The organism is Microbacterium sp. Root53, assembly GCF_001426925.1.
GTDB lineage: Bacteria > Actinomycetota > Actinomycetes > Actinomycetales > Microbacteriaceae > Microbacterium.
In genome coordinates, this window is sequence record NZ_LMFR01000025.1 from 108,654 (window position 1) to 122,329 (window position 13,676).

Sequence of the window (13,676 nt, forward strand, 5' to 3'; positions counted from 1 at the left end):
CGTGAGCGACGCGAACTGTTCTGCGCGCACCGCGCGCCTTCACCTACCGCTGCTTCCTCAGGAGGAACGACCTATGACTGCGATGCCTTTCGATCACGCTGATGCCGACGATGTTCTGCTGCTCGAGGACTTCTGGAGTGACGACCTGTTCAAGCTGCTCAAGCAGAACCGCGGGTGGTCCGAGGAGTACCTCGACGAGATCAACGACCCTACACACGAGGAGCTCCAAAACGTCGAGCAGATGCTCGAGGAACTGCGACGCATCCAGAAGGCCCGCAAGCAGATCATCGTCGTCCCCGACTTCGACATGGACGGCATCACGTCCGGCGTGATCGCCTACGCCGGACTGAACGAGCTCGGCTTCGACGCGCACCTGTACGTGCCCGACTACCGACGCGGACACGACATCACGCCGGAGACCGTCCAGGACATCCGCGCTCAGTTCCCGACTGCCGCGGCGATCATCACGACCGACGCCGGAATCAACAGCCGAGAAGGAATCGCCGAAGCGCGCCGACTTGGACTGCGCACTCTGATCACCGATCACCACGTCGAGCTCGCTCCGGGTTGCAACGCCGACGCCGCCGTGAACCCCGCGCGCATCGGGGAGACGTATATGCACCCGGGGATCTGCGGTGCGCACGTGATCCACCAGGTGCTCACCGCCTACGCGGGACGCTTCGCACAGGACAAAGTCACGGCCATCGGGCTGCTGCGCCTGTTCGCCGGGATCGGCACCGTCTCCGACGTCATGCCGCTGCTGTACGAGAACAGGCGGATGGTGCGCGACTCGCTCTCGATCGCTCGTCTGCTCTACGTCTCCATCCCGCCGGACGATGTCCGCGAGTACAACGTGGAGGACTCGATCCTGATGATCCTACTGCGCAACCACGACCACCATCCGGCGTTCGTCGGCGCCTTCGAGGGCTTCGCACTTCTGATGAAGGCGTTCAGGGAACACCGACGTCCGATGCTCGACGCGAACGGCAACGCCGTGCTCGACTGGCGTGGCCAGCCCCGACTCGTGTCCGGAAAGCTCCTCACCAACTCCGAGCTGAACGAGGACTTCTACGGCTACTCACTCGCGCCAGCCTTCAACGCTGTCCGTCGCATCGAAGGGGACATGCACGATGCGTTCGGGGTATTCATGGCCGCCACTGCGGAGGAGAAGTACACGCACGCGACGCGGATCCTCGACGGCAACGAGCGGCGCAAGGAACTGTCGGCGTACTACCTACACCAGCTCTGGACGGAGGTGGAGAGCGGGGACCCGTCGCGGCAGCTGCTGCACCACACCGGCCTGTACTACACGGACGCGCCGGCGGGGATGCTGGGGCTGATGGCCGCGGCCGTCATGGCCCGGACCGGCCGGCCCACGATCGTCGCCCGTCGCCCCGAACGGCCGGACTCACCGATCTCCGGGTCCGCGCGCTCGCCGGAATGGTTCCCGATCATCAGCACGCTGACACCTCTCGGCCACACGGCCGTCGGGCACGAGCACGCGTGCGGGATCCACGCACCGAACACGGTTGAGATGGTCCGGCTGGCGTCCGACATGCACCACGAAGCGCAGGTGCTCAACGCGAGGGCTGTGGCATCGGGCGCGCTCGAGCGAGCCGGAACGGCGGATCTGATCCTCGGGCCGTCGCCGGACGCGCACGCCGGCCTGGTCAGCGTCGACGCGATCAAGGACCTGGCCGACGACATCCGCACGCTCGCACCGTTCGGGCACGGATTCGAGCGGCCTGTGATCGAGTTGGTCGTCGATCTCGCCCAGTGCCGGATCTCGACGCTCGGCGCGTCCGATCAGCACCTGCGTCTGGTCCTCCCGATCGGACTGCGGGTGCTGTGGTGGAACGCCGCGAGCCACCTGCTCGTGCTGCGCCAGATCGCCCAGAGCGCGGTCCCCGGCGGCAGCCTGCTCCGGCTGCGCGTCACGCTCGGCGTGAACAGGTTCCGGGGCGAGCAGAACGTGCAGGCGGTCGTCGACCGCGTCATCGGCGGTGAGCCCGCCGACATCTGACGCGTGCGGGAGACCCGCAGCCCGATGGCGCGCCTACACCGGGAGGGAACAGCGCACGTCGCGTCCGCGAGGAACGCGATCCGCGTGCGCCGTTCCCTCCCACACGAATCGCGTGCGCTCGAACTGAGCCGCGTGCCGCCAACAACAGGCGTTCTAAGGGGCGCGGAAAGCGAGCGAACCATGGAACCGCTGACAAGCCAGAGCGGCCACCCGCTGTTTGAGCACCACTGCACGATCTGCGGCCACCGCGGAGACCTCCTCCCCGAGGACGGCGCATACGAACCCGGGTGGGACGCGCCGCCACGGATCGGGATCTGGGGACTCCTCACTCCACGGACCTGCCCGGGCTGCGGAACCCGCGGCACCCTCACCTTGGCGCTCGTCGCCGAAGACGGACCCCGCGGCCACCGGTGGCAGATCATCCGCAAGCCAAGGCCGAGAGCGTGATCGACATGTGCCCGCCGACTGCACTGGTGAGGGATGCGGTGTGGCCATGGATCTCGGACTGGCTGCAGTCTCCCGGCTTCGGCGGTTTCGTAGCCCTCGTCGCGGGCGTCGTCCTCTACGTGATCACCGCGCCGCGCCGCGGCTCGCAGAGCCAGAAGCAGCACACCGCACGACGCCTGGAAGCCCTGGCCCGAGAGGCCAGGGACGCGGCGCAGAAACGGAAGAGAGAGACCCCAGATGGATGAGAACGACATCACGCCGGCACGGCAGAGCAACGACCCCTTCGCGGACTGCACTTCGCCGCTCGAGCAGAACCCGGAGCCTGCCGCAGAGGTCATCGACCTCGCCCAGGCCGCCCGGCGCCGCGCGGCCGGCAGGCGACCTGCAGAGGCGAAGGAGATCGCCGGGCAGCTGCTGCGGGTGACGCCGCCGATCGTCGCCGTCGTCGGCAAGCCCGGCATCGGACGCACCTCCCTGTTGCGGGAGGTCGAAAGCCTGCTGCTGGGTTTGAAAGACGTGCCGCTGGTCAGCTGGTTCCGACCAGACACCGACCGCCCGTCCGACGAGCTGCAGCGAGACCTGGACTTCCTCAACTCCACCGACGGGTGGCGGGCCCGGGAGGTGCTGGTGATCGACGACCTCGACACGGTCGCCCGGCTCGGCACGCGCGGCCCCGACGTGATCCTGCTCGAGCAGATCAGCCTCGCCCACCACCGTGACAGGATCTGCTTCCTCGTCAGCATCGACGAGAAGCAGCTCGAGCGCCTCGCCGACGTGCACGAAGAACTGGCGTCCTCCCTGCACAAGATCCGCCTCTCCGAACTGGCGATGTCGGATCTGCGGTCGGTCGTCATGGCGGCGGGGGAGACTCTCGCCTCCCGGGCCGGCGTCGCCCTCGGTGCTGGTGTCGTCGACTCCGTGCTTGCCCCGGCAGGTCTAGTCGAGCCGCGCGCTCACCCGGGCCTTGCGCTCGACCGGATCGATGCGGCCATCGGCCGCGCCCGCATCCAGCGCCAGACCAGCGTCACGGTCGGGCACGTTCAAGCCGATCCGACAAGGTCCGTCGCCCTGGTCGACCGGGCACGGTCGGCGACGGCGGACGAATTGGCGCAACAGCTGAGGGAGGGCGTGCGCGGGCAGGACCTCGCGATCGAAACGTTCGCGGGCCGGCTGGCGCCGGCGTTCGCCGGTCTGAAGCTTCGTCCGGAGCGCCCACAGGGGGTGTTCCTGTTCGCCGGACCCTCCGGGGTAGGCAAGACCGAGCTCGCCCGGCAGACGGCCCAGGTGGCGTACGGGTCGACGGACGCGCTGATCCGGCTCGACATGTCGGAGTATGGCAACGGCCAGGACGGTCGCGTCAAGCTGATCGGCGCACATCGCTCGTGGAAGAACAGCTCCACCGACGGGCTGCTGACGACGCGGGTGATCGCGAACCCTCGGAGTGTTGTACTGCTCGACGAGTTCGAGAAGTCCAGCCCCGAGATCTGGCCGCTGTTCCTACAGGTCTTCGACGAAGGTCGTCTGTCGGACGGATGGGACCAGACCGCCTCGTTCGCCGAGACGACCATCGTCCTCACCTCCAACCTCGGCGTCCGCGAGGGCGCCACTCGCACCGCGGGGTTCGGCGCTGGCGGTGGGTTCAGTACGGGCAAGCAGTTGGACGCGGTCACGCGGGCGCTGCCGCCGGAGCTGATGAACAGGATCACCGCAGTGATCCCGTTCGCCCCGCTCACCGAGGACACGATTCGAGAACTCGCCCACCTCGAGCTCGGACGTGCTGCGCGCCGGTTTGCCGAGAAGGGCTGGTTGATCGAGTGGGACGACGATCTGACGGAGTGGCTTGCTCGGGCTGGATACGACCCTGCCTACGGAGCACGTCACCTCCAACGTGCTATCGAGCGCGAGGTGTTCCCGCTGGTGGCGCGCAGCCCGCGGATCACGATCCGCATCGAGGTCGGGCCCGGAGGGCCTGTAGTCACGCCCACGGGATAGCCGCCGAATCGGTTCTGAAGGCCGCAGCGGGGGTGCTCGGCTACGGAAGATCGCGAACCTCCCGTACCCGTCGCCGTGCCATTTTCGTCGAGCTGCGCGAGTAATCGTCCAAAAGTGTCAGGGGTGCTGAGTAGCGTGGTGATCACGCACTGAGTCATCCAAAGGTGCGAGGCCCTTCGGCCGACGAGTGGGTACGCCAAGCAACTGGTAACGGGTTCGGCTAACACGGTCCTCTCGAGAGTTTCGACTTTCGAGGACCAGCTATGCCCTTTTCCGATCCGGCCAGCGCTCCGCTGCTCAGCTCTCTGATCCCTCCCGCCACCCTCGCGGCGTCGCTCGACACGACCGAACGCACGCTCAGCGAGTGGCGCATCACCGGCCGCGGGCCGAAGTACATCCGCGCGGGCCGCCGCGTCTTCTACCGCCCCGAGGCGGTCGACGAGTGGCTGCTCAGCCAGGAGCACACGAGCACCTCCGAGGAGCTCTCATGAGCCGCGCCCTCAACCACCTGACCCACAACTGAATAGAGGAACGACCATGGGCAGCGCCTACTCGTACAAGACCACCACGGGCATCCGCTGGGAGGCCCGCTACCGCCGTCCCGACGGCAAGCAGACCAGCAAGAAGGGCTTCAAGCGCAAGCGCGACGCACTCGACTTCATCACCGAGGTCGAGTCGTCGAAGAGCAAGGGCACCTTCATCTCCGAGAGCGACGGTCAGGTGACCGTCGGCGTGCTCGGTGCCGACTGGATCCTTGCTCACAGCGTCACGATCAAGCCCTCCACGGCGCACAGCGAGGAGAGCGCCTGGCGCGTCCACGTCGAGCCGAGATGGGGCGCGCGCAAGATCGGATCGATCCGGCACACCGAGGTGACTCGTTGGGTCGCCGAGATGAGCAAGGTCTGCTCCGCGACGACCGTGAAGCGTGCCCACGGGCTGCTTGCGGCGATCCTGGACTCCGCCGTGCGAGACCGCCGGATCGCCTTCAACCCGGCCCGCGAGGTGAAGACCCCGCGCAAGAAGAAGAAGGCGAAGCCCTACCTCAACCACGAGCAGGTCGAGCGGCTCGCAGTCGCATCGAAGTACCCGGACTTCGTGAGATTCCTGGCGTACACCGGCCTGCGCTGGGGCGAGGCGACCGGCCTGAAGGTCGTGCACGTCGACCGCAAGCGGCGCCGACTGTGGATCGAGGAGAACGCCGTCAAGGTGAACGGCCACGTCCAGGTTGGCAGCCCGAAGCCTCACGAGAACCGCTCCGTTCCGTACCCCGCCTTCCTGGACGCCGCGCTCGCTCGTGCATGCAAGGGCAAGACGGCGGACGACCTGCTGTGGCCGGCGGAGTTCGGCGGCTACCTCTCGCAGGGCAACGCGGTATCGGGGTGGTTCGCCAGCGCTGTCAAGCGTGTGAGGGCTGAGGAGATCGAGGCCAACGCGGCCGCTGAGGAGCGCGGCGAGGACGTGTCCTCCGTGATGCCGCGCGTCACCCCGCACGATCTGCGCCACACCGCCGCGTCGCTCGCGGTCAGTGCCGGCGCCAATGTGAAAGCCGTGCAGCGCATGCTCGGCCACGCCTCGGCGAGCATGACCCTGGACGTCTACACCGACCTCTTCGAGGACGACCTCAACGAGGTTGCCGAGGCGCTCGACAGGACGCGGGCGGCTGCCCTGGGGAAGAAGTGATCGGTCCCGAGGCCGGTTCGCGCTCCGGCGAGGCTCGCATTGAGCGGTTCTATGGCCTCCGCCGAGCACCGCCGAGCACCGCCGAGCACCGCCGAGCACCGCCGAGCACCGCCGCGCTGCGTCGGCGTGAATCCCCGCACAGCTCCATCAGCCACCCAATTTGTAAGCACCGGAAGGAACGCAATGCGTCCAAGAGTCGAACCATTCAATCCCAACGTCTCCATCCGCCTGGTGCCCGACGGCGACACCTGGGTCGCCAAGTCGGTTGCCGGCAGTCGATTCGGATCAGGCTCAACACCTGCGGAGGCTCTCGCCGACCTCGCGGCGTCTGAAGGGCTCAATGAACGCGCTCTCGCTCACATCGAGCGCATGCGCGAGGCTCACATCCGCGACGATGCGATTCTCGAGGAGATCTACCAGGCGAAGCGGCACCACCAGCGGCGCAAGGCCGCCGAACGCAGGATCCCCAACATCATCCAGTTCAGGAGATCTCGCTGAGCAACAGGTCGATCGGGGTTCGCCAGCGCGCTGCGAGCCTTCAGCAGTAACCGGGCTCGGCGCCGTCGATCTACGTGACCGACGGCGCCGAGTGTCGAGCCTGGGGTGATCGGCCGCGCGAGGAGAAGACGCGAATGTCCTCGCTCCCCGGTACCGTCTGCAGAAGCGGCTGCAGGGTGAAGTCCACCGAAGCCGGGGGAGTGACCATGAGCAACGAGATCGAGCTCGTCAGCGACGGCGACGGGCTGTCCGTCATCGGAGCACCGGCCGACATCGAGCGGTTCATGCTCTCCGTGGGCCTCGACAACGTGCCGTCGCGTGACCTCGATCTGCGACGTCTGCGGTCGTTTTCGGGCACGGGTGGTGCGGCGCTGGGCGTAGCCGCGGACATCGCGCAGAACTCAGGGCGGTGGGTGAAGCTCACTGAAGAGTCGGCCAAGGCTGTGCAGCAGTACGGCCTCATGGCGTCCAAGACGCCCGGCGTGAGCCACGCGATGATCGGCCAGCCGGGAGACATCAAGCAGTGGCTGCAGATCGCGCAGGCACCGACAACGCTTCTCAGCGGCCCGTTCGCTCTGACCGCGCTGGGCACGATGATGCAGCAACGCGCGATGCAGGAGCAGATGGATGCCATCGTCGAGTACCTGCAGGAAATAGACGAGAAGCTCGATGACATCCTGCGCGCGCAGAAGGACGCGGTTCTCGCCGACATGATCGGCGTCGATCTCGTGATCGAGGAAGCGCTCACAGTTCGCGATCAGGTCGGCCGTGTCTCGGAGATCACGTGGTCGAAGGTGCAGGCGACCGGCATGACGATCGCGCGCACCCAGGCATACGCGATCCGCCAGCTCGACGCCATCGCGGACAAGCTCGAGAAGAAGGCCGACCTCGGAGACATCGCCAAGGCGACGAAGGAATCCGAGCCTCGGGTGCGCGAGTGGCTCGCCGTCATCGCCCGCACGTTCCAGCTTCAGGACGGCATCTCCGTGCTCGAGCTCGACCGCGTTCTCGATGCCGCTCCTGAGGACTTGGAAAGCCACCGTCTTGGCCTGCGTGCCGCTCGGCAGAACCGGATCGACTTGATCGGCCGCAGCACGGCGCGACTCCTGACGCAGATGGACGCGACTGTCCAGCGCGCCAACGCGAAGGTACTGCTCAACCCATTCGACGCACCCGCTGCGGTGAAGTCGAGCAACAAGGTCGCGACGGGCGTCCTGGACTTCCGCGGACGCCTCGGCATCGAGTCCGGCCACGAGGCCAAAGACGCAAAGCGATGGAGTCAGGCGTTCGTCGAGGCCGGCGAGAAGGTGCGGGTCTCGGCAACCGATGGCGCCGCCGCCGCGGCCCGCTTCAGCACCTCGACCGTCGACCGCGCCACAGAGGCGTTCCGGGCTGTCGACATCGACGGCGACGGCATCCGCGACAAGCCGCGTGCCGCGGCCGCAGCCGAAGAGGCCGGGGCCGCGCTGAAAGGTGCCGCCGCCGGCGTCGCTGGTGCTTTCGGCACGCTCTTCGCGCGCAAGCAGGCTGCTGCGGGATCGACAGAGGCAACCGATAACGAGGCATGATTCCGGGCGTTATCGCGCGGGTCGAGGAGCTCGAGGCTAGCGCGGCGGCTGACGGCGAGGTGAGGAACTGCGGGTCCGTCACGCCGTGTGCTATCCAGCATGCCCTGCGGCACACAGTGACTTTGCTCGCGAGAGCGCGGGGCTGATGTGAAGACCCTATGGCGCGCGCTCGGCCACGCGCCTGCGAACATGAGGCCCGAAGTAGCGGAGACGCTGGACCCGCAGGAAGCGGCGGCCTTCAGGCCGGACTGGTCTTCTCTGGCAAGGGATCTGCACCGAGGTTCTCCGCGGCGAGCCAGAAGTCGTCGTTGAGCTTGATGATCAGGGCTACGGTTACGCGGAGCGCAGTGACGTATGCCGTGAAGTGCTCATCCTCACTGTCGCGGTTCGCCTGTGTGCCGTGGAGATACCTGTTCCGGAGATTCGGCCCGTTGCTGAAGTCGACCGCATTGAGGATGTAGTTGAAGTAGTCAGCTTCGGCTTCGGTGAGCAACGTCGAGCGACAGGTAACCCAGCCTTTCGTGACCATCGCATCCACCTCGGAGCGGCACTTCTCGGACAGGTGGTAGTAGCTCGCCGCCCTCGTCGTGAAGAGAGAGGCGAGGATGTGAAACCGCTCGGCGCTGGCGATACCGACCCGCGTCCCAGTGTTCGCAAGAACTCCCCGACTGATCAGAAAGTCTACGGCTGGTCGCTGGTGCTCGGCGAAGTCGTCGTAGGTGAGATGGTTCTCGACCATGAGCCCGGCGGCATTCTCCGACTTCAGGCTTTCACTGATGTAGGTCAGGAGTGACTGGTCCGAGAATAAGAGGTGAAGGATTCCATCAAGGTCGGAGCCGTTCACGGCGTAGACGTACTTGCCGGGTAGCAGACTTGGGATCTCTTTGTACCTGACGGGCTCGGAGCTGATAGATAGAAGGTCGCGATCCACCTCTCCGTATCGAGCAAACAAGGTGAACTGGGCCATCGCGCTCTCCATCTCCACAAAGAGGTGACGAACTCGCTGGAGATAAGTAGACGCCCTGTCGGATGGCGTGAACGCAAAGTTCGCGGCCCCGAACTCATTCTCGAGATACTCCTCGAAAAACCAGCTGAAGACTCGTTCCAGGTCCACGTCTCTTGTCCCGAGGAAGTGATGGTAGAGGCGCGTCTGCAGGAGAGTGCGAATGTCGGTAAGGCGGAACTCCGCACCGATCTTGTACTCGTTCTTTCCGGTGGTTCCCATGAAGCGCTCCATGACGCCGAGCTGCGATGGGTACGCTGGCAAGACAAGCAAGCTCTGCTCGTCGACGAACCCGAAGAGATGTTGGAAGTTGTTGAGGATGCTCGGTTCGTCGAGGGTTCCGTTGAGCCACTCGGTGCTGTAGGTGTATCGAACCGTCCAGCCGTCTGTGGTGTCCAGCTCTAACATTTCGGGGCTGTCCTGACTGTCCGAGAGCCCTACTTCGCATCCAGTCTTGAAACCGCTGTTCTCTGCGAAGAAGGAATTTGTGATCTCGTTGTTGCGACGTTGCGCGCGAAGTCTTAACTTAGCGTCGAGCGCAATCTCCTTGATGTCTTTCGCGGTTGCGATCAGCTTGATGTAGTTCGTATTCGCATCTTCGCTGTCGATGTAGCGCTCGAGGAGCGAATGCGCATCGGAAGGCGACAGGCTTCGAGGCAGATGTATTGCTGTGCGGGTGCCAGCCTCAAGATGTTTTCGAATTACGTGCTCGGCATTGCTCGGTGAGGCAAGCAGCTCGCTCCGTATCTCGGCGTCGTAGGCTTCCACGAGTTTCCGACTCGCAAGCATTGTGCCGAGGTGGACCCCAGTGGCGGTGAGCGCGGGCAGTGCTACGGATGCCCTGCAGCGATCGAACGCTTTGTACCGGCCGAGGAGGTCGATCAGATCGGCGTGGTACTCATAGCCGACGGTAGCCACCGCGGTGGCGAAGTCGGCTTCCCCCAGGGCAGAAAAGTAGCGCGCGATCGCGCGGTGGATCTCAGGGATGCGGGCCTGGGAACGCTTCCGCTGCTCCTCGCTGTACTCCGCAGGGAAGAATCCGTGCTCGAGGAACTGCTGAACATTGTGAAACTCGAGGAGGTCTTCGGTGATTGCCGGCGGACTCTCGGGGTCGAAGCGTTCCACGAGCTCAGCAACTCGCGGGAGGTACCAGCTGATCGAGAGGTCGTTGACGCTGTAGAACCGCACCCGCCGTATGGATGGATCGTCTTCGCTCACACCCGTATTCTCGGCCACCAGATGGCATCCAGGGCAAGCTGCGCACGATTGCTGTCGGCGAAGCGGGGCGCCCTCCCGTGGGAACATCCTGGTAACAGAACACCTGTGAGCACCTGGTTCCAGTTGCGTCAGGACGTGCCCAACTTCCGCGAAATCACGCGATTTCAGACGTCCGTGACCACAGCACCGAACCCCAGATCAGGGTTCAAATCCCACCGTCACCGCCACTGAAAACCCCTGGTTATCCGGGGGTTTTCTGCTGTCACGGATGGCTCTTGGTGCACGTGTGGTGCAGAACTGGACGGGTCGCGATAGAAAGCACGAGTCGCGGGCATGAGCCACACCGCCCGAATGGCTCCCCGGTCGACCGGTTCCCAGTGCGCCCAGTGCGCCCCGGACCGGGACCATGCAGAAGCCCCCGGTGAGCAAGTGCTCGCCCTGGGGCTTCTGCGATTGGATCAGCTCGCCGGGATGGCGATGCTCAGTCCGGGGCCCGACACTGAATCGGCCTGGGTTTCGTTCCTATCGGTTTCCCTGTCCGGCGGTCGCCGGGGAGGCTGATCCGAGGTCAGCGTAGTACGCGTCCTCGACCTCGGCCCACACCCATTCGAGCGTCGCAAGCTCGACCTGCTCGACCGTCCTCCAGGGCCCGCGCTGGTGAACCGTCCCCGGTTTGATGCCGCTTCCTTTCGAGTCTGGAAGGAAGATGATGATCATGCCGAAGAGGATTCCGGAGGAGACGAAGCAGCGCGCTATCCGGCTCGTGCTCGATCACCTCGATGAGTACCCCAACCTCACGACCGCGTGCGAGACGGTGTCGAAGCGGCTCGGTTTCGGCGCTGAGAGCTTGCGCCGGTGGGTGCGGCAGGCGCAGGTCGACGCCGGCGACCGGCAGGGGGTCAGCACGACCGAATCGGAGCGGATCCGCAAGCTCGAGCGCGAGAACCGCGAGCTGCGTGAGGCCAACGCGATCCTGCGGGACGCGGCGGTTTTCTTCGCCGGGGAGCTCGACCCCCGAAAGCGCTGATCGTCTCGTTCATCGACGAGCAGCGCGCCAAGGGCCGCGCGGTCGAGTCGATCTGCGATGTCCTGCGGGAGCAGGGCGTGCAGGTCGCCGCGCGAACCTATCGGTCCTGGAAGACCGCCCAGCCCAGCAACCGCGATCTGGAGGACGCGGCGGTGATCGACGCGATCCTCGCCGCTCGCGTCGACGAGAACGGGAAGGCGACGCCGGAGTCGATGTATGGCCGGCGGAAGATGACCGCGCTCCTGCGGCGACGCGGTCTGGCCGTGTCGAAGCGGCGCGTGGACCGGCTGATGCGGCAACTCGGCATAGGCGGGCTCGTGCGAGGCAAGCGCGTGCGGACGACGATCCCAGATCGGAACGCGCAGCGTGCGCCGGACCTGCTGGAGCGGGACTTCTCCGCCGAGGCACCCAATCGGCGTTGGGTCGCGGACTTCACGTATGTGCGCACCTGGGCCGGGTTCGTCTACGTGGCCTTCGTGATCGACTGCTTCTCCCGGACGATCGTGGGTTGGTATGCCAGCACGAGCAAGACGACCCCGCTGGTGACCACCGCGCTGCGGATGGGTCTCTGGCGGCGCGACCGTGCCGGTCACCCCGCCGGTGACGGGCTCGTGCACCACTCCGACGCCGGCAGCCAGTTCACCTCGATCAGCTTCGCCGAGACCCTCGCCCTCGAGGGCATAGCCGCGTCCATCGGGTCGATCGGCGACGCCTACGACAACGCCCTCGCCGAGTCGACGATCGGGCTGTTCAAGAACGAAGCCATCCGCGACGACTCCCCATTCCGCAACGGGCCGCTGCGGACCGTCGACGACGTGGAATGGGTCACCGCCGAATGGGTCGACTGGTACAACCACCGGCGCCTGCACTCCACGCTCGGCGATGTCCCGCCCGACGAGTTCGAGGCCGTCTACTACGCTGACCTCGAAACGCCATCCCACCCGGTGCTGGCACCCGCATAGGAGCGGCAGAGAACCGGGGACGCTTCACTGGCGGATCAGCTCGGTCTTGTAGAGGTTGTTGATCGCCTCGGCGAGGGCATTGTCATACGAGTCCCCGACAGTGCCTGTCGACGGGGTCGCGCCAAGTTCGACGAGTGCGGCGCGGGCGGTGGTCGGCGAGGCGCTCGCCTCCGGCGCGGCCTTCGACGCGCTGGTGTGCGCGAGCGACGCCCTGGCGATGGGCGTCCTCCAGGTCCAGGCCGCTCTCGATGGCCCGGACGAGCGCCTGNCTGGCGGATCAGCTCGGTCTTGTAGAGGTTGTTGATCGCCTCGGCGAGGGCATTGTCATACGAGTCCCCGACAGTGCCTGTCGACGGGGTCGCGCCAAGTTCGACGACGCGGTCGGTGTAGACCATCGACATGTAGTTCGAGCCGTGGTCGGCGTGATGGATCAGCCCGTCGAGCGGGCCGTCCGCGCCCCAGGCGGCCATGTCCAGCGCTTGTAGGGGCAGGACCTCCGCGCGCAGCGTCGAGGCGACGTTCCAGCCCACGATCTTGCGCGAGTACACGTCGGTGACGAACGCCACATACGCGAACCCCGCCCAGGTGGCCACATACGTGATGTCCGCGACCCAGAGCCTGCGCGGCGCGTCTGCGCGGAACCGTCGTTGGACGAGGTCCCGCGGCAGGGATTGCGCCTTGTCGGGCCTGGTCGTGAACGCCTTCTTCGACTTGCGAACCCCACGCACTCCCGCGAGGCGCATGAGGCGTTCGGTCTGGTCTCGGCCGATGTCCCATCCCTGACGTTTCAGGAGGGCATGCATCTTCCGCCGCCCGTAGACGCCGTAGTTCTCCGCCTGCAGCCGGGCGACCTCGGGCACCAGCAGCTCGTCCCGCAGCTGCCGGGCGGAGACGACGCGGGTCTTCGCGTCGCGATACCCGCGGGACGTGATGAAACCCTGCACTGCCGGGCGCAGCGTCCGGCAGATGAGCTCGACCCCGAACCGCTCTCGATATTCGTCGATGAAGCGGATCATCTCGGTCAGGGCCGGTCGAGCTCCTTCGCGAAAAACACGCTCGCGGCTTTGAGGATCTCATTCGCTTTCCGCAGCTCGGCCACCTCGCGGCGCAGGCGCTTGTTCTCCTCCGCGACATCGCTCGGGACACCGGGCTTCGCGCCCGCGTCGACCTCCCGACGACGATGCCACACCCGCAGCGTCTCCGCGCTCATGCCGAGGAGACCGGCCACATGCCGCACCGCAGACATCAGATTCGAGTG

Annotated in this window: 10 protein-coding genes and 2 pseudogenes; 8 read left to right on the plus strand and 4 right to left on the minus strand. The window is 66.0% G+C overall.

Annotation, left to right across the window (positions count from 1 at the left end):
* The first annotated feature begins 73 nt into the window (after positions 1 to 73).
* The 7 genes from ASD19_RS13300 (at position 74) to ASD19_RS13320 (ending at position 8,208) form a co-directional block, all read left to right on the plus strand.
* A complete protein-coding gene (locus ASD19_RS13300) occupies positions 74 to 2,023 on the plus strand; it encodes a DHH family phosphoesterase (RefSeq protein WP_055993595.1) in 1,950 nt (649 codons plus the stop codon).
* Positions 2,024 to 2,466: 443 nt separating this feature from the next.
* On the plus strand, positions 2,467 to 2,715 hold the full coding sequence (locus tag ASD19_RS14450) for a hypothetical protein (protein ID WP_156377209.1): 249 nt from the start codon (positions 2,467 to 2,469) through the stop codon (positions 2,713 to 2,715).
* On the plus strand, positions 2,708 to 4,462 hold the full coding sequence (locus ASD19_RS13305) for an AAA family ATPase (RefSeq protein WP_055993598.1): 1,755 nt from the start codon (positions 2,708 to 2,710) through the stop codon (positions 4,460 to 4,462). The genes ASD19_RS14450 and ASD19_RS13305 overlap by 8 nt, the downstream gene beginning before the upstream one ends.
* Positions 4,463 to 4,725: 263 nt before the next feature.
* Positions 4,726 to 4,953 carry a helix-turn-helix transcriptional regulator gene (locus ASD19_RS13310; RefSeq protein WP_055993601.1) on the plus strand — a complete coding sequence of 76 codons (228 nt, stop codon included), beginning with the start codon at positions 4,726 to 4,728 and terminating at the stop codon, positions 4,951 to 4,953.
* Positions 4,954 to 4,999: 46 nt separating this feature from the next.
* Positions 5,000 to 6,142, plus strand: coding sequence for a tyrosine-type recombinase/integrase (locus ASD19_RS13315; RefSeq protein WP_055993604.1), 1,143 nt, complete (start codon positions 5,000 to 5,002; stop codon positions 6,140 to 6,142).
* 231 nt (positions 6,143 to 6,373) lie between these two features.
* The gene (locus tag ASD19_RS14455; protein ID WP_156377210.1) at positions 6,374 to 6,640 is read left to right on the plus strand and encodes a hypothetical protein; all 267 of its coding nucleotides are present in this window, start codon (positions 6,374 to 6,376) and stop codon (positions 6,638 to 6,640) included.
* Between the two features lie 206 nt (positions 6,641 to 6,846).
* Complete coding sequence (locus ASD19_RS13320; RefSeq protein WP_200941120.1) at positions 6,847 to 8,208, plus strand: hypothetical protein; 1,362 nt, start codon at positions 6,847 to 6,849, stop codon at positions 8,206 to 8,208.
* Positions 8,209 to 8,446: 238 nt separating this feature from the next.
* Here ASD19_RS13320 and ASD19_RS13325 read toward each other — a convergent pair whose 3' ends face one another.
* A complete protein-coding gene (locus tag ASD19_RS13325; RefSeq protein ID WP_055993607.1) occupies positions 8,447 to 10,429 on the minus strand; it encodes a hypothetical protein in 1,983 nt (660 codons plus the stop codon).
* A 522-nt stretch (positions 10,430 to 10,951) separates the two neighbouring features.
* Entirely contained in the window at positions 10,952 to 11,146 is a 195-nt protein-coding gene (locus ASD19_RS14460; RefSeq protein WP_156377211.1) for a hypothetical protein, read from the minus strand.
* On the opposite strand from ASD19_RS14460, the gene ASD19_RS13335 reads away from it, so the two are divergent.
* A protein-coding gene (locus ASD19_RS13335; RefSeq protein WP_134747357.1) for an IS3 family transposase occupies positions 11,145 to 12,418 on the plus strand; the annotation gives its coding sequence in 2 pieces (ribosomal slippage) (positions 11,145 to 11,415 and positions 11,415 to 12,418; 1,275 coding nt in all). The two genes, ASD19_RS14460 and ASD19_RS13335, sit on opposite strands and share 2 nt — an antisense overlap.
* A 269-nt stretch (positions 12,419 to 12,687) precedes the next feature.
* On the opposite strand, the pseudogene ASD19_RS15030 reads toward ASD19_RS13335, so the two are convergent.
* Together ASD19_RS15030 and ASD19_RS13345 are read right to left on the minus strand one after the other, a co-directional pair.
* Positions 12,688 to 13,434, minus strand: a pseudogene (locus ASD19_RS15030) (IS3 family transposase); the annotation flags it as partial.
* Positions 13,435 to 13,439: 5 nt separating this feature from the next.
* Positions 13,440 to 13,676 (minus strand): annotated as a pseudogene (locus ASD19_RS13345) (IS3 family transposase); the annotation flags it as partial.